This is a genomic window from Pseudoalteromonas haloplanktis ATCC 14393 (assembly GCF_000238355.1).
Classification (GTDB): Bacteria; Pseudomonadota; Gammaproteobacteria; order Enterobacterales; family Alteromonadaceae; genus Pseudoalteromonas; species Pseudoalteromonas haloplanktis.
Genome location: NZ_AHCA01000001.1, coordinates 634424 through 651497, shown reverse-complemented (window position 1 = coordinate 651497; position 17074 = coordinate 634424). Strand labels below are relative to the sequence as shown.

General features: G+C 40.1%; 10 protein-coding genes. 7 read left to right on the top strand and 3 right to left on the bottom strand.

The features are described from left to right. Nucleotides 1-59 precede the first annotated feature (59 nt). Complete coding sequence (locus tag PHAL_RS0102675) at nucleotides 60-1088, top strand: glycoside hydrolase family 43 protein (RefSeq protein ID WP_016706867.1); 1029 nt, start codon at nucleotides 60-62, stop codon at nucleotides 1086-1088. 61 nt (nucleotides 1089-1149) lie between these two features. On the opposite strand, the gene PHAL_RS0102670 is transcribed toward PHAL_RS0102675, so the two are convergent. Beyond that, nucleotides 1150-2778: a sodium:solute symporter gene (locus PHAL_RS0102670; protein ID WP_016706866.1), complete on the bottom strand. Its 1629-nt coding sequence runs from the start codon at nucleotides 2776-2778 to the stop codon at nucleotides 1150-1152. A gap of 231 nt (nucleotides 2779-3009) precedes the next feature. Here PHAL_RS0102670 and PHAL_RS0102665 point away from each other — a divergent pair, with 231 nt between their 5' ends. The 4 genes from PHAL_RS0102665 (at nucleotide 3010) to PHAL_RS0102650 (ending at nucleotide 6278) form a co-directional block, all read left to right on the top strand. Beyond that, nucleotides 3010-3741, top strand: a complete 732-nt coding sequence (locus tag PHAL_RS0102665) for a FadR/GntR family transcriptional regulator (RefSeq protein WP_016706865.1) — start codon at nucleotides 3010-3012, stop codon at nucleotides 3739-3741. Nucleotides 3742-3776: 35 nt separating this feature from the next. Then, complete coding sequence (locus PHAL_RS0102660; protein ID WP_016706864.1) at nucleotides 3777-4556, top strand: SDR family NAD(P)-dependent oxidoreductase; 780 nt, start codon at nucleotides 3777-3779, stop codon at nucleotides 4554-4556. 97 nt (nucleotides 4557-4653) lie between these two features. Continuing rightward, nucleotides 4654-5361, top strand: a complete 708-nt coding sequence (locus PHAL_RS0102655) for a sulfite exporter TauE/SafE family protein (protein WP_016706863.1) — start codon at nucleotides 4654-4656, stop codon at nucleotides 5359-5361. Nucleotides 5362-5399: 38 nt separating this feature from the next. Next, nucleotides 5400-6278, top strand: a complete 879-nt coding sequence (locus PHAL_RS0102650; protein WP_016706862.1) for an SMP-30/gluconolactonase/LRE family protein — start codon at nucleotides 5400-5402, stop codon at nucleotides 6276-6278. 695 nt (nucleotides 6279-6973) lie between these two features. Here PHAL_RS0102650 and PHAL_RS0102645 read toward each other — a convergent pair. Further along, nucleotides 6974-8416 (bottom strand): GGDEF domain-containing protein, encoded by a 1443-nt coding sequence (locus PHAL_RS0102645; RefSeq protein ID WP_016706861.1) that lies wholly within the window; start codon nucleotides 8414-8416, stop codon nucleotides 6974-6976. Nucleotides 8417-8637: 221 nt separating this feature from the next. Here PHAL_RS0102645 and PHAL_RS0102640 point away from each other — a divergent pair, with 221 nt between their 5' ends. Both PHAL_RS0102640 and PHAL_RS0102635 read left to right on the top strand, forming a co-directional pair. Continuing rightward, nucleotides 8638-9525: a cation diffusion facilitator family transporter gene (locus PHAL_RS0102640; protein ID WP_016706860.1), complete on the top strand. Its 888-nt coding sequence runs from the start codon at nucleotides 8638-8640 to the stop codon at nucleotides 9523-9525. Between the two features lie 272 nt (nucleotides 9526-9797). Further along, nucleotides 9798-12377, top strand: a complete 2580-nt coding sequence (locus PHAL_RS0102635) for an ATP-binding protein (RefSeq protein WP_232321805.1) — start codon at nucleotides 9798-9800, stop codon at nucleotides 12375-12377. 21 nt (nucleotides 12378-12398) lie between these two features. On the opposite strand, the gene PHAL_RS22720 is transcribed toward PHAL_RS0102635, so the two are convergent. Continuing rightward, complete coding sequence (locus tag PHAL_RS22720) at nucleotides 12399-16880, bottom strand: EAL domain-containing protein (protein WP_016706858.1); 4482 nt, start codon at nucleotides 16878-16880, stop codon at nucleotides 12399-12401. Between the last annotated feature and the right edge of the window lie 194 nt (nucleotides 16881-17074).

The following is a 17074-nucleotide window of genomic DNA, read 5'->3' as shown; positions in this document are numbered from 1 at the left end:
TATAATATATGTAATACAATATTAACAATGAAAACAAGACAAATAACAGGATAAAAATTATGCTAAAAAAACGCTCTCTATTTCCCATTGTGAGTATGTTACTTGCCATGCCAACATTTAGTTATGCAGATGCTAATAGCAGTACCAGTGTAGCACCAATCGATAATCCAATTGTATTGCAACGTGCTGATCCTTGGTTAGTCCGTGATGAAAAAACGGGTTGTTATACCTTCATTGGCACATCCCCTAAATTTGACGAAATTGAGCTACGCCAAGCATGTCGACTTAATGATTTGAAGCTTGCGAAGCCAAAAGTGATTTGGCATAAAAATGACAAAGGGCCTATGAGTACCAATATTTGGGCGCCAGAGCTGCATAAGGTTGACGGCAGTTGGTACATTCACTTTGCAGCGGGCGATGTTGAAAAGCCGTTTAGTATTCGTATGTTTGTACTTAAAAATGACAGTGAAAACCCGATGGACGGGCAGTGGCAAGAAATGGGGCAGCTGAAAACGCACCTTGATAGCTTTTCTTTGGATGCTACAACATTTAGCCACCAAGGAAAGCGTTATCTTGTCTGGGCGCAACAAAACCAACCTGCAACATACAATTCCGCACTGTGGATTGCCGAAATGGATTCACCCACGTCAATCAAAGAGCCAATTGTTGCCATAACAGAGCCTACGCTGGATTGGGAAGTACAAGGCTATAAAGTGAATGAAGGCGCTGCTGTGTTAGTGCGTGAGGGAAAAGTGCTACTTACGTATTCTGCCAGTGCGACTGATCATCGTTATGCAATGGGCTTGTTATGGGCTGATGCAGATGCTGACTTACTTGATCCGACAAGCTGGCATAAAAAGCAACAGCCATTATTTGCCAGCAATGAAGCAGTAGGGCGTTTTGGTCCAGGCCATAGTAGTTTTGTAAAAGCAGAAGATGGCGTGACAGATTTATTAATTTACCATAGTCGTGATTATAAAGACCTTAAAGGTACGCCTTTAACAGACCCAAATCGCCATGCTAGAGCGCGTATTATCGAATGGGATGCAAATGGTTTTCCGGTTTTATCACCAGAGCAGCCAGATTAATACCTGAGTGCTTAACAGAAAAAAGGGTGCCATTGGCACCCTAAAAGGTTGGAATTAAGTTTTACCAGAAACGGTAGTAAATAAATGCCGTGATCCCGATGATCCCTGCGGTATGAATGTAATCCCATTTATCTAAACCAGCTGCTACTTCTTTTAAAGTGGCTTTATCTAGACTTGAGAAGGTTAGTCCTTTGAGTTGTTCATCACTGGCAGGCTTTGTGAAAATACTCACCACAATCATCAGTACTACCACGACTACAAACAGCAAGATACAGTAGTACAACCAGTTCATATCAGTGATCCACGCAAATGACGAGCCGCTTAAATCATCTTTAAATGGCAATAACACTAAGCGGATCATACCCAAGATAAAGCCAGATACTAAACCAACGAAACCAGCCGTTGGAGTGATACGTTTACTGCATAAACCTAATAAGAATACCGCAGCAATACCAGGAGCAATCAGTGATTGCACGCTCTGCAGATATTCATACAGTACGTCTGCAATTAAACTCATAATAGGTATCCACAATAAACCTAAAATAACTATTGCAACGGTTGCTAAACGACCTACTTTTAACAGGTGTTTTTCAGTTGATTCTGGTTTGAATTTCTTATAAAAGTCGATAGTAAATAAGGTAGCTGATGAGTTAAATAATGACGCTAACGAACTCATCAATGCAGCAACAAGGCCACCAATTACAATGCCTTTAACACCCGACGGTAGTAGCTCTGCGACCAGTGTAGGAAATGCTTGATCGGCACTGTCATAACTAATTATGCCTTTCGCTTTTAATGCGTAAGCTATCATCCCTGGTACTAAGAAGATAAAAATAGGGAGTAATTTTAAGTAGCCTGCAAACATAGTACCGCGGCGGGCTTCTTTAATGCCTTTGGCTGAAAGTACCCGTTGTACGATATATTGGTCAGTACACCAGTACCAAAAGCCAATGATGAATGAACCAAAAATGATGCCCGGCCATGGGAATTCTTTATCGGAAGCGCTGCGAATTAAGTGCATGTTTACATCATTTAAGCGCTCTACTTCTGACCAGCCACCGACTTTATCCAAACCAACAACTAAGATAACCACAGAGCCGATGATCAACACAGGGGTTTGTAGCACCGAGGTCCACATTATTGCTTTCATACCACCGAGAACGGTATAGATACCGGTGATCACGACTAAGCCTATAGCGGATATCCAGAAAAAGTCTATGCCCCAAATACTTTCAATACCGAGAATTGTTTTAAACGCGATCCCCCCAGCATAAACAGTCACGGCGACTTTGGTGAGTACATAACTGATTAACGAGATAACCGATAAAAAAGTACGCGATTTAGAATTAAAGCGGCGCTCTAGAAACTCCGGCATGGTATAAACTTTACTACTCCAATAAAAGGGCACAAACACCCAACCAAGTAATAATATTATCCATGATTGCATTTCCCAATGGGCTAACGCCATGCCAGACTGTGCACCTGCGCCAGATAGACCAACTAAATGCTCAGAGCCTATATTCGATGCAAATATTGACGCGCCAATTACCAACCAACTGGCATTACGCCCCGCTAAAAAATAATCTGTAGTATCTTCTTCTTTTTGTCTCATGGAGACGACGACAACGGCCAATAGCAAGACAAAAAACCCTGCTAGCACCAGCCAGTCTAGTGTACTTAATTCGATCATCTTTGATTCCATTTAAGCCCGAAGTCAACTTCGGTAAGTTTGTGTGTAATAAAAATATTATAATACAAATTAGTTAAATGAAAGATATTTGTTAAAATTACTGCTTTAATAGGTTAAAGACCTTAATTAGGTAAAATATCCCTCTTTAAACACAGTAAGTGATTTGGAAGATGACGCAGGAAAATTATAGTAGTATCATACAATAAGTATTTATAAAGGAACTGTTTGTTTATGGCACGCATTGAAAATTTAAATTTGTCACAACAGGTAACCAACGAGCTAGGTAAAGCGATTATTAATGGCCATTATACCGCTGAAAGTGGCTTGCCGACTGAAGCAAAATTATGTGAAGAGTATGGCATTAGCCGTACTGCTGTTCGTGAAGCTGTTAAAATGCTTGCAGCAAAAGGACTTATTTCATCGCGACCACGTCAAGGTATTCGTGTCGAGCCCGCAAATACATGGAATCTATATGATACCAGTGTTTTAAAGTGGCTACTTGAAAGCAGCCCTTCGCTGCATGTATTAAAAGAATTCTTGCAAGTGCGCTTAGCGATTGAGCCACAAGCGGCTGCCCTTGCTGCAAGGCGTGGTGACAAAGCAGCGATAGCAGAAATTGCGCTTGCTCTTGAGAATATGCAAGCTGCTGCTGATGCACCTGATGGCGAAATCCATGAAGCTGACTTGTCTTTTCATACCGCTATTTTATTTGCCAGCGGTAATCGCTTTTTCTTTCAGTTACGTGATTTTATTCGCACCGCATTAAATGTCAGTATTCAGCATACTACACCTGCCAAGGGCAGTAAAAAAGCGATTGCTGATGAGCATTTTAAAGTGTATCAAGCAATTTTAAATGGTGAACCAGAGCGTGCTAAAAATATGATGACCTATATGATTGACGAAGCGATGTCATTCATTGAAAAAGAGATTGCTGATAAAGAAGCAAAGCACATAGCGAAATAAGCGCGTTTTGTTAAATCTTAATATTTAAGGAAATCATGCCAACTTCAACAACACACATCACAACTTATCCAAGTCTCGCTGGTAAGAGTGTTTTTATTACCGGTGGTGCCACAGGTATTGGTGAAATAATGGTGAAACGCTTTTGTCAGCAGCATGCAAAAGTAACGTTTATTGATATTGCTAAACAACAAAGTCTGCAGCTATGTAAACAGCTTGCAGGACAATATCGTTATGATCCTAATTATATATACTGTGACTTACGTGATATTGAGCAATTAAAAGCAGCCATTGAAACAACCGGAAAAATGCAAGGCGAAATCAGTGTGTTGATCAACAATGCCGCTGACGATACACGTCACGTTGCAGATAGTATGAGTGTTGAGTATTGGGATGATAAACTTGCCGTAAACCTTCGCCCATGTTTTTTCTCAGCACAAGCAGTGGCACCGCAAATGCAACGCATTGGTGGTGGAAGCATTATTAATATGGGCTCAGTGAGTTGGCGTGTAAAACAAACTGGCATGCCAGCTTATACAACGGCCAAGGCTGGCATAGAAGGACTTACTCGCTCATTAGCGGCAACATACGGCAAAGACAACATTCGTATCAATACCTTAGTACCAGGCTGGGTAATGACAGAGCGTCAAATTACACACTGGTTAACGCCAGAAATGATTGAAGATGTTAGGCACAATCAGTGCATTAATGAAACATTGCAGGCTGATGATATTGTTAATGCGGCATTATTTTTAGCGGCAGATGACAGCAAAATGATGACCGCACAATCACTTGTTGTGGATGCCGGTTGGACTTAACAACAATAAAAAAATTTACCTATCGGTAATCATATTATAATATTAGAATAATATTGGCTGTATATTAGTCAAAACCAGCTTAAAAGGTAGAAATGCGTTGCCCGATATTGTACTCGTTTATTTTATATTAATAATAGGAGCATGCTTACAGTGCGTTATTGGCTTTGGTCTGGGCTTACTGTGCGTGCCTGTTTTGTACTGGTTGATGCCCGAGCTAGTACCCGCTCCTATGATCCTAAATGCTCTTTTGATCACAGCTTTACTCACCGTCAAGCATCGTGGCGCAATTGATATCAAGCAAACAGGCTACTCCATTTTTGGTGGAGCACTCGGTGTACTCAGTGCCGCCACTGTAATGGTGTATGTTGACTCTGATCAATATCGGCTGCTCTTAGGCAGTTGTTTATTACTTGCTGTTGGTTTGTCTTTAACGGGTTGGTCGCCTAAATTGACCATGTTATCTAACCTTGTTGCGTCTATTGCATCCGGGTTTATTGGCACCACAACTTCTGCAGGCGGTGCACCAATGGGGTTGCTGTATCAAGCACAAAATAAAGATAAAATTAAAGCAAACCTCAGTATCTTTTTTGTATTCATTAATCTGTTTGGAATTCTTGCTTTATTAGTAACAGGCTCCGCTGATATGAATGATATTATGTTATTTTTAAAGTGCTTACCGGCAATTCTAATTGGTTGGGGGGCTTCCTATTTTGTTAACAACAGTATCAATGAAAAGGCCACTCGTATATTAATTATCTTAGTTGCGACCTTCTCTGGCCTAGCACTTATTTTTATTCACCGTTAATATGGTTGCCCTTTAATGTGGCTTTAAATAAGGTTTCCATGGTAATTAACGCAATAAAAATGATTATCCCTTGCCAATGCCTACTTGGTGAAGGGCCTTATTATAGCCGTTCTTTTAACAGCTTATTTTGGGTTGATATTTTAAGTAAAGCGCTATACCGGTTTGATTTTACACAGCAAACATTACACACTTATCACATGCCGGAGCCTATCTGTTGGTTAATGGAAACTCAGGACCAACAACTTATCGCAGGATTTGAAAATGCAATTTACTACCTCGATAGCAACACCTTACAAAGAGGATTACTGTATTATCAACTCAATGAGCCTTCAGGTAATCGTTTAAACGACGCTAAAACTGATCGTCACGGGCATTTGTTTTTCGGCACGATGGACAAGCTTGAGCAGCAAAACTCAGGCTCGCTGTATCGGCTCGGTAATGGCAAAAGCTTACAAAAAGTGGATACAAACTATGTGATCAGTAATGGTCCTGCAATCAGTAAAAATGGCCGTATTTTATATTCAACAGAATCCTCCTCGCGCACTATTTACCAATTTGATTTAAACCCGCAGGGAAAGCTGAGCAACAAACGAGTCTTTGCAAAGTTTGACGAGTCAATGGGCTTTCCAGATGGTATGACAGTAGATAACGATGACCACCTGTGGGTTGCATCTTGGAATGGTCATGGCTTGTATCGTTTTAATGAAAAAGGCTCAGTGAGCAGCTTCTACCGACTCCCCGCACCACGCATCACCAGCCTAACCTTTTTTGGCGATGATCTCACGAGCATCGCTGTGACATCCGCACGCACCGGCCTAGGTGGAGATATGCTAGAAAAGTACCCCCACAGCGGCGCTGTGTTTATTTTACAAGCCAATGTCCAAGGGATCGCAGAAACCCCAGTGCAGCTGACATAGAGATACGAAATTACTGAGCATTTTGATCTAAAATAACCAAGCTCCATGGGTGGATTGTAAACACCGTGGTTTGTTTGAAATTCAGTTAATTTTCGCGCTAAAGCACGACCTACAACAGCGGTAGCTTAGGTGACGAGGGACCGACAAAAATATCGGGAATATTTTTTGAACTGCGAAGCAGGCCTTTATGGCGAAAGGCAGGACGCCTAAAGTAAACGGCTTATCTAGTAAATAGCGCAGCCTGAGGAAGTGAGGTCATGGATGACCGATGTAACCAAGCTCCATGGACGGATTGTTAACACCGTGGTTTGTTTGAAATTCAGTTAATTTTCGCGCTAAAGCACGACCTACAACAGCGGTAGCTTAGGTGACGAGGGACCGACAAAAATATCGGGAATATTTTTGAACTGCGAAGCAGGCCTTTATGGCGAAAGGCAGGACGCCTAAAGTAAACGGTTTATCTAGTAAATAGCGCAGCCTGAGGAAGTGAGGTCATGGATGACCGATGTAACCAAGCTCCCTGGACGGATTGTTAACACCGTGGTTTGTTTGAAACCCAGTTAATTTTCGCGCTAAAGCACGACCTACAGTACAGGGTATTTGGAGAATTGTTGAATTTATAAAGGGAGGCTGTTAAGCAACATGCAACGCTTTGGTTTGTCACGAGGTATACTCACAGCTATAAGCACATGGCTTTAATGCTCTTCGTCAAACACCTGAATTTGATTTCGGCCTGAGTTTTTTGCCAAATATAATGCGCTGTCGGCGGCGAGGATCATCATATCTGCGGTGGTTTTTTGGTCGGGGTAGCAGCTGTAGCAGCCTACGCTCATGGTGAGGTGATCAGCGACTTTAGAGTCTGGGTGAGCAATTTTTAATTGGTTTATTTGCAGTTGTAGTAACTTGGCGAATTTTAAACAGTGGGTTTTATCTATACTGGGTAGTACGATAGCAAATTCTTCGCCACCATAGCGCGCTGCTAAGTCGCCTTGGCGTTTACACAAACTATCCAGTGCTTGAGCTACCTGTTTGAGTACTTCATCACCTTGTTGATGGCCGTGATTGTCGTTGTACAGCTTAAAATAATCAATATCTGCAATGATCAAACTTAAGGGTTGAGCAGATCGTGTCGCGCGTTGGATTTCATTGGCTAAGGTTTGATCAAAGCAGCGACGATTGGCGATGTTTGTTAAGCTATCCAGATTAGCTTGTGTTTGCAGTTCTTTATTGGCTAATAGCAGTTGTTGTTGAATATGTTCTAGACGTTGCTTATAAAAAACATTTTTGAGCGCATTGGCAATAATTTCACCTACGAGTTTAATACGCATCAGATCGGTGTCGGTCCAATTACGCATATGTGTTACGCAATCACAGCCAATAAACCCAAATAAAGCGTTTTCCGAGCGTAGCCCAATACATAAAACAGACTTAATACCTTCAGCTTCAAATTCAGCTTTTTCAGCCACAGCACTTGCGGGCAACAAACTAACATTTGGCACGTTGAAAACGTGTTTTTCGTTCATCGTAGCAAAAAAATACGGCAGTAAATCTTGTGAGATACCTTGTAGTTTTTCTTTAAATGGTTTGACTTGTGTATTGACCCACTCGTGGGTGTTACTCATGGCTTTGCCGTTTTCACTAAACTGAAATAAGTAACTGCGGTCGGCATCACAAAATGTACCAATGGCTTTTAAAGCGCTTTCGATTTGTTGATCTAAATTGTCACTTTGTATATCGATAAGCTGGGTTGAAATTTTTGCGATAACTTCGTCAAAGTCAGCTTGCTGGGATGTGATTGAATGTGGCTCACAGGCGAGCATCATTAATTGCGGTGCAATTAAACTGTAGGTAACTTTGATGCCCAATGCGGTATTTTTCTTTATAATTTTGAAATTGTGTTCAGCGCTGTTTTTAGGTGTTAAAAACGTTTTGAAATCAATGGGGCTGTTTTCGCATAAAGGTAAAATAGAGAAATGTTCAAAGGCATGTTGAACGGGGCTGGTTGTGGGCATCAAATCAAATAACTGCTGGCATGAAGCGTTTGCATGCAACGTATCAGCTTGATCATCAAACAGCATGATTGCAATTGGTAATGCGTGTAATGATTGCCAAATTTCATCGACTGAATACTGTTTCACTGGTTTTCCAACCTCCTATTAACATATGTAGCTTACATTCAATTATAGGAAAATGGTACTTTAATTGTGCGTTTAATAGAGAAATTAGCGAGATATTAAGTTTTATAGTGCGTTTGAGTCTTGGAAGTACTACAATTGATACTGTATATCATTACCCCCTTTTCGATCTTTCTTAGAATGATGATTTTTAGCACACTTAAGCACAGGTAAAACCGCTTTTCATGACTGACATTACAACGCATCAAGCTTCTCGCCGCAGATTATTAATAGCACTCGCTATTACCTGTTCATTTATGGTTATTCAGGTTATCGGCGCTTACTTTGCTAATTCGTTAGCTGTGCTGGCCGATGCGGGGCACTTATTTGTTCATAATAGCTCTTTATTTATAGCGTTAATTGCCTCTAGCTTAGCAATTCATTTGGCTAAAAATTATAATGATGGCTATCAAAAAGCAGAGTTAACGGGTGGTTTGATCAACGGCTGTTTGTACTTGGCGATCAGTTTAGTGATTTTATATGAAGGTGGGGAGCGATTTTTACACCATCATGAAGGGCTGGGACCTGAAGTTAATAGTTATTTAATGTCGGTCATTGCTGCGACAGGTTTTTTATTTCACGGTGCGGCGGCTTGGGTATTATATAAAGGCCGCAAGGCTAGTATTAACGTGTATGCCGTTTTTCTACATTCATTTTTTGATTTAATATCAACCGTGTCTACTTTTATTGCTGGGGTACTTATTTACCTCACTGGCTGGAGCGTGATTGATATTTTATCGAGTATGTTGATTGCGCTGTTTGTGTTGTTCACTGGTATCAAGGTGATAATTAGCTGTGTGAAAGGGTTACGTTTAAATAAAGCTAAACTGCCTGATGTGGCTGATATTGAGCAAGCAATTGGTCAAGTTGAACACGTGGAAAATGTGCATAATGTGACGGTGAGCCGTCGTGATAAAGATCTTGTAGTCGGTGCACATGTGGTGTTAAAGCAGCATTGTACAAAGGAAAAACATGACGAAGCATGCCGACTGAAGGTTGAGCAGTTGTTGGCACAACAATTTAAAATAGCCATCAGTGTGTTACAAATTGAAAGTAATGGTTGTAAGCATTAAATAATAATCGCTCGTTCACTTGGCAAAGTGGTTTTTTTCTTTTACTTTAAGGTATACCCCTTATTGTTTTGGACAATTCATTGCCAGTTTTTCAGCACCGTTATTTTGCTTTTTGTTGTTCCCTTTTATTAGGTGTGTTAGCTGGTTTTGTAAATCTACTGCCCTTTTGGTTTCTCGATAGCTCTGAATTTTTATTTGGCCAGTTTTTTGTTTTAATTTGCTTGCTATTGTTTGGCCTGCGTTATGCGTTAATTGCTTGTGTAATTAGTGCAATGTTCATTTTTTATCGCTGGGGGCATTGTTGGCCGTCCTTGGTGTTTATTGGTGAAGTGATCTGGCTTTATTATTTCAGCCAGAGAAAAGCACGATTATTGTTTGTGCGTGGCATAATATATTGGCTAGTGATTGGTATTCCTATCTTAGCTGCGATTGGCTATTTTATTATTGCACTGCCTTGGCTAACAACGGTTACAGCACTGGTGAAGTATCTATTAAATGCGGCAATAATATTATGTGTTGTTGATTTAATTAGCTTTTTCTTTATTCAGCAAGCGTGGCAAAAACGCGCTTATTCACTGTACCAAATCCTCAATTACATCGTTAGTATTTTGATCATTTTGGTCGTGCTTCTTACTTCTATTGCCTTGACCAATAATCACTACGCTCGTATCGAGTATGAAGTAAAGGCACAGTTGTCTGAAAAATCAGAGGATATTGCCGCTAAAATAGACCTGTATTTAAATGATTATCGCCGTGGCATTGTATTAACTGCCAAAGCGATTGAGCAGGGGGTTGCGCGGGAAGTTGCACTGGAGCATTTAATGACGCTGTATCCTAGTTTTCTTAGCTCCATTGTGACCGATGAAAACGCCATTGCACGTGTATTTAATCCGCTTAGTTTACAGGAAAGTTTAAAAGGCAGTAGTTTATCGGTGGCCGACCGCGATTACTATATTCAAGGCAAAGATTCACCAAATGGCTATATTTCTAATATTTTTCGAGGCCGAGGCTTTGGTAATATTCCGATTGTTGGCGTGTCTGCACCTGTGTATATCAACGAGCGTTTTCAGGGAGTGGTAGAAGGCTCATTAATATTGGGGTCATTCGAACAATTTCGACCAACGATATTTGATAACCAAGGCGAGTTGATAGTACTTGATGCCAAAAAACAGGTGGTTTTTAGTACGTTGGAATCTCACTACCAAGTGCTGGCTCAACTTTCTGGCGAAGACTTTACGCACCTACAGGGTAATCAATATTCGATTATGACCACCGCCATCGATGGTGAGCAATATTATGTGAAGGTGGTTTTATCTCAGCAGCAAGGTTGGTATGTGGCCAGTTTATTACCACGTAAGTATGCCAATTTAGTTGCTGCCAGTGCATGGGGGCAATCACTGTTGTTGACAGTGTTGGTGATTATTCTGATCAGCATATTTATTACTCAATTGAGCCGTTGGTTAGTTCGGCCTATCGATGAGTTGGCAGAACAAATTGATGCCTTTGACCCTAAGGCTGATGTAGGAGATTTAGACACTAAGCATAATGCTTGGCTGGAAGTGTTTAGATTACAACAACAGTTTGCAACCTTAGCATTTAAATTAATAAGCAACTTTAAAGATTTAGATCAAGTCAATACAGAGAATGCTGCGCTCAACCAGCGCTTGAAGCATTTTAATGTGCAACTGGAATACCAAGTTAATGAAAAAACAGATGAGCTAATTAAAGCTGTTGCGGTTGCAAATCAAGCCAGCCAAGCCAAATCACAATTTCTAGCCAATATGAGTCATGAAATTCGCACCCCACTGAATGGAATTATGGGATTGACCGATATTTTACTTAATGCAAATGACCTAAAGCCAGAATACCGTGACCAACTGCAAATGGTACAACAAAGCGCAAAAAATTTATTATTGATTTTAAACGATATTTTAGATTTTTCTAAAATTGAAGCGGGTGCTCTCAAACTTGATATTCATACAGTGCCGATACGCCAGCTATTTAGCCAAATTGCGCAGGTGTTTTCTGATACCGGTGTACGCCCTGAGGTTGAATTTGAGTTTACGATGACAGCGGCAGTGCCTGACGCAGTAGAACTCGATTCACTCAGGCTAAGCCAAGTCGTTAATAATTTATTGAGTAACGCCGGTAAATTTACCAAAATGGGTAAGATTACCATGCAAATAGACTACTCAAATGGCAATTTGTCTGTAGTCATTAAAGACACTGGCATAGGTATTTCAAAACAACAACAAAGCATTTTGTTTAATGAGTTTACGCAAGCCGATATTTCGACGACCCGAGAGTATGGCGGTACTGGGTTGGGGCTGGTGATCTGCAAACGTATTGTGCAATTAATGAATGGTAAACTCAGTTTAGACAGTGAAAAAGATGTGGGTAGTTGTTTTACCATTATTCTGCCTGTGACAGTTGCAGAGCATAAAGCGGTTGATGATACGCAAGCCATTTTACCTGATCTATCAGGGGTAAAAGTGTTGTTAGTTGAAGATAACCCGATCAATCAAATTGTGATATCAAAAATGCTGACACAAACTCATTGCGAGCTTGAAATTGCCAGCGATGGTGAAAAAGCATTACTGAGTTTGCAGCAAAATAGGGCTGATATCATCTTGATGGACTGCCAAATGCCGGTTATGGATGGTTATCAATGTACGACACATATCCGTGAAAACAGTGATAAGTTTGGCCCCGTGGTTATTATTGCTATTACCGCCAACGCGTTTGAAGAGGATCAAAAGCGCTGCCTCGAAGTCGGTATGAATGATTTTATAGCTAAACCAGTTGAGCGTAGTCAATTGTATCGCTGCCTTAAAAAGTGGGGCAATCGCTAAGTCGCGTTAACTTAGAACTTATTAAGCAGTATGCAATTGCTGATGTACGGTTTGAATATAGTCGTCATTTATTAGCTGAGCTGCTGTGGTTGGTCTTGCGAAATAGTAACCTTGTAGGTCATCACAACCTATCTGATTTAAGAAGTGCATTTGTGCAATAGTTTCTACGCCTTCAGCAATGCAATATAAACCTAGGTTTTCAGCTAATGTGTGAATTGTTTTGATAATTGATTCGTTGCTGCTATCTAAGCCAATATTGCGCACAAAGCTTTGATCTATTTTAATGACATCAATTGGAAATTGGCTCAGATAGGTTAAAGACGAATAACCAGTACCAAAATCATCCAATAATAATTTAAAACCTGCGCTTCTAAGTGCATGTAATTGCTTTGCGGCTTTATTTTTGTCATCAAGTAAGGTGTTCTCGGTGATCTCTAAGCGCAGCTGGCTTGGTTTTATATTATGCTGATTGAGAATAAGCAGTAAGCGTTCGGTTAAATTGGATTTTAAAATATGCATCGGTGAGAGGTTAAGCGATAAATAAAAACGTGAATTAGCTCTAAATAGGGGGGCTAGCTCTTTAAGTGCACGCGCAAGCGCTTGCTCAGTGAGTACATTTATTAAGCCAGTTTCTTCAGCTATGGGAATAAATACGGCTGGTGAGATCAGCTTAGCTTGATGTTGCCAGCGCATCAGCAACTCTACACCATTTATTTTTTTTGTTTTAGTATTTACGATAGGCTGGTAATTATTAAAAAATAAATCATCTTTGTATGCATCTTTTAAAGCATTTTCAAGAAGTAATTTTTGCGTGATTTGATTATTCATTTGCTCAGTAAAAAACTTAAAGCCATTACGTCCAGACTGTTTTGCATGCATCATTGCAATATCGGCATTACGAATAAGTTCATCGGTGGTATTGGCATCAAATGGGTATAAAGCGACACCGATACTGGCTGATATATTGATGGCAAAATCATTGATCACTACACGTTTTGCAAGTTCCTCTGTCAGGCTTCGAACTAATTCACTTAAACCTTGTGGTGAGTCTAAGTTTTTAATTAGTAGTAAAAATTCGTCACCACTTTGGCGCCCAACAATGGCATTTTTAGTCAGCATGTTATTCATTCTGTTAGTAATATCACATAACAGTTGATCGCCTACCGCATGCCCAAACGAGTCGTTGACGGGTTTAAATTTATCTAAGTCAATGAAAAGTAGAGCAACAAGCGAGGCACGTTTATCGGCGTCTTTAATTGCTTGGGATATCTTTTGATACATTAATGAGCGATTTGGCAGTTTAGTTAATGGATCGTAGTTAGCCAGATAGCGAAGCTCATTTTCAGCACGCTTTTGCTCGGTAAGGTCTGAAATCACCACCACGTAATAGCTCACGACCTCAGTGTCTTTTGCGACGGCAGTAATACTAATATGAATTGGGTGTGATGGATTTGTTTTGGTTTTGATATAAGCATCACCATGCCAATTTTGTTTTGGTGATAGTGATTTTAGAATGTTAATAAAATCAAGGTATTGTTTTTTACCCATTGCTCTTAAAAAGCGTTTTAGCTCAAGTTTTGCGGTGTTTGCTTGGATAGAAAAAGCCTCTGCGAAACTGTTGTTAACAGAAAATGGCAGCAGCTGAGAATCTAAAATAAGCAGCCAATCGTTGATTTGGCTGAATGCTTCACCAAGCACTGCTGCCTGCAGTGCTGTGGCACGTTGCTCGGTAATATTAGTGTATATGCCCGTGAGCTTTAAGGGGAAACCTTGCGCATCGGTTTCAATCACTTTGCCAATATCTTGATACCATAACCAGTGGCCTTTTGCATGCTTAAGGCGGTAGGTTATTTGCCATTGCTCATTACTGCTTTGATTTAAGAATGCTTGCCAGTCATTGCTAAACTGACGCTGATCATCTGGATGAATAAGGGCTAAATAGGCATTAAATCCTAGTTTCTGCGGCCATGTTTTATAGCCTAGCTCATGCTTGAGCCGTTGCTGAGTGATCCACTGAGCATTAATGTCGACTTCCCATACGCCACTTTTACTGCTATTTAATGCCAACTCAGTTTGTTGTTGCGACTGCAGAATTTCATCATGGGCGTGCTTTGTAACGGCTTGGCGAGCGCGGTATTGCCAAAAAATGAAAAATAATACTGCCAAGATAATAACAGTATACAAACTGATCGCTAAAGGTGAGCGCCATGGAGCGTAAGCCACATTAAAATGAAGGGTTTTTGTCTCTCCTAAGCCTGCGCTATTTAAATTGTAAGCTGCAATCGACAGCGTATAGTCACCAGGGGGAAGTTTAGTAAAAAATAGTTTATTACTTGTGTATTCATCATAACTAAGTGAGCTTGGTCCCTCCAACATGACTTTAAAACGTGTTTTATCGACATTTTGGTAGTCAAAGTTTGAAAAACTAACTTCCAGTCCCATGTCTTCATCACTGAGGTTTAATGTTTGCTCTGCATATTGCTGAGGGTGATAATTCAGTGCTCGTGAAAACAACGTAATATCAGTGATTTCAGTTGTTGCGTTGTGACGATCATCAGGCACTGATAGAAAATCTTGCGGTGCGAGAGTCAACATCCCGCGAGTGCTGCCAAATGCTAACCTCCCGTCAGCTAGTTGCAGGTGTGAGTCAAAATTGAACTCGTTGACAGTAAGCCCATCTTTTACTGTGTATGCATGCACTTGCATTGAACTTAAATCGAGTCGGTAGAGGCCATTATTACTACTCATCCATAAAAACCCAAATTGGTCTATTTGCAAAGCAGCCAATGCCTTGGCTTTTAAACCCGTTTTTGTATTAACGCGATATTTTATATCATAGCTGGTGGCATCAATGCCTATTAGTCCTTCTTGGTTTGAGGCCAACCAAAGGGTGTTATTATAATCGATCACCCAATCTTCTATTGTTACATAATTCAATGGATTGTAGTTTTCGACAGCGTAGACTAGGGTAAGCAATTGGGTTTTTTCATTATAGCGATATAAAGCCCCTGACATGCTGAGTAAATAATCCTCAGGGTGACTTGGTAATGGCTTTAAAAATCGATGTGCATTTTTTGTATCTAATTGTTCTTTTAGACCTTTTATTACCCGAGTATGGCCTGTTTTACCCATATATAGAAAGTAGTTATCATCGTTAAAAAATGCAAAATTGTCATCGTCAATTTGATGATAACCATAGATTGGACTTTGCTGAAAAATATTTTTGCTGGCTTCGTCCATCGGTAATGGCAGTTGTTGTTCTGTGTGAGTATCAAATAAAGCTAAGTGGTTATATAACAGTAACCATAAGTAACGACCGGGTTCATTTAGATCAGCGCCAGCAATGCCATACACTCCAAATTGGCCATAAAATGCTTTGCTATCATCGCTGGTTAGAAAAGTGCCGTTGGTTGTGCCATCATCTGCTATTTTAGCTAAGCCATTTTCAGTACCTAACCAGATATTGTTTTTGTCTTGATGGATAGCAAGAATAATATTGTTATGTAGTTTATCAGCGGCAGTGATTTGCACATTACCGAAACGTCGAGCCAAACTTGACCAAGTGAATACACCTTGAGAGCGTGATGCTAACCACATAAGCCCTGTTTTATCGACCATAATGTCGAGAATGGTGTTATCTGTCATATGAAACTTACTTTGGTCAAAGCGCAATAAAAATTCGCTTTTACCTGTACTACGGTGATATTGATACAAGCCACTTTCTGTGACGATAAACTCGCCATAGGGGGTATTGACGTAGTCCCAAATGTTATGCTCAGGGAATAGTGCAGCAACAGCATCAAAATTGAGACGGTTGTTATCATCAAAGGGGATTGAATATAACCCTTCAACCGTGCCAACTAATAAGCCTAGCTGCGGATCAACAGTTAAAAACTTGGTATTGTTTTTATCTGCAGTGAGCTTATCTTTAGCAACAAGGGGGATCTTAGTTATATGATCGTCAACGAGTGATTTAGCGTATAAGCCATCACTTGTGGCGATATATAAAAAATTATCATGGATGGTCAGTGCCCGCACGATGTGATCATCTTTATTGAGCGAAAATTCGTGGCTAAATGTATTATTTTTAATATCAAAAATATACACATGCTCATTAATTGCATAATAAAAATGCTGTTGATATTCAGTAATAGCCAAAATAGGAGAATAGCGGCTATCTTCAGCATTTAATTTACCGGAGTAAACTTTTTCTACTTCAAGTGTGACAGGGTCGATTAGAAACGCACCAGAGTATTCTGTCGAAACAAATATATCGCCGTTGCTTGTTTCAAATAAGAGAATAATCATCAATTGATCGAGGTTGTATTTGCTGGAAAAGGTTTTGACTTGATAGCCATCAAAACGATTTAAGCCCTGTAGAGTGGCAATCCAAATAAAACCAAGCTTATCTTGCAATGTACTACTGACATGGCCTTGTGATAGTCCTTCATCAGTCGAAATACGCTGTAATTGTTGAGCATAATTTTGAGCACCTGCAGTCATGCTGCACACACAGAGAATGATACTGAATAAAATAAGATACACGTTGCACAGCCGCACTTATGTTATTACTCCAATTTAGTAAAAAACGCGAGTCGTGAGTAAATATAGCATAACAATTTGCTGTTCAATTAAAGAATTAGCCATATTAACTGCATTAATCTATACCTACTATTGATACGCTATATTATCTAGCA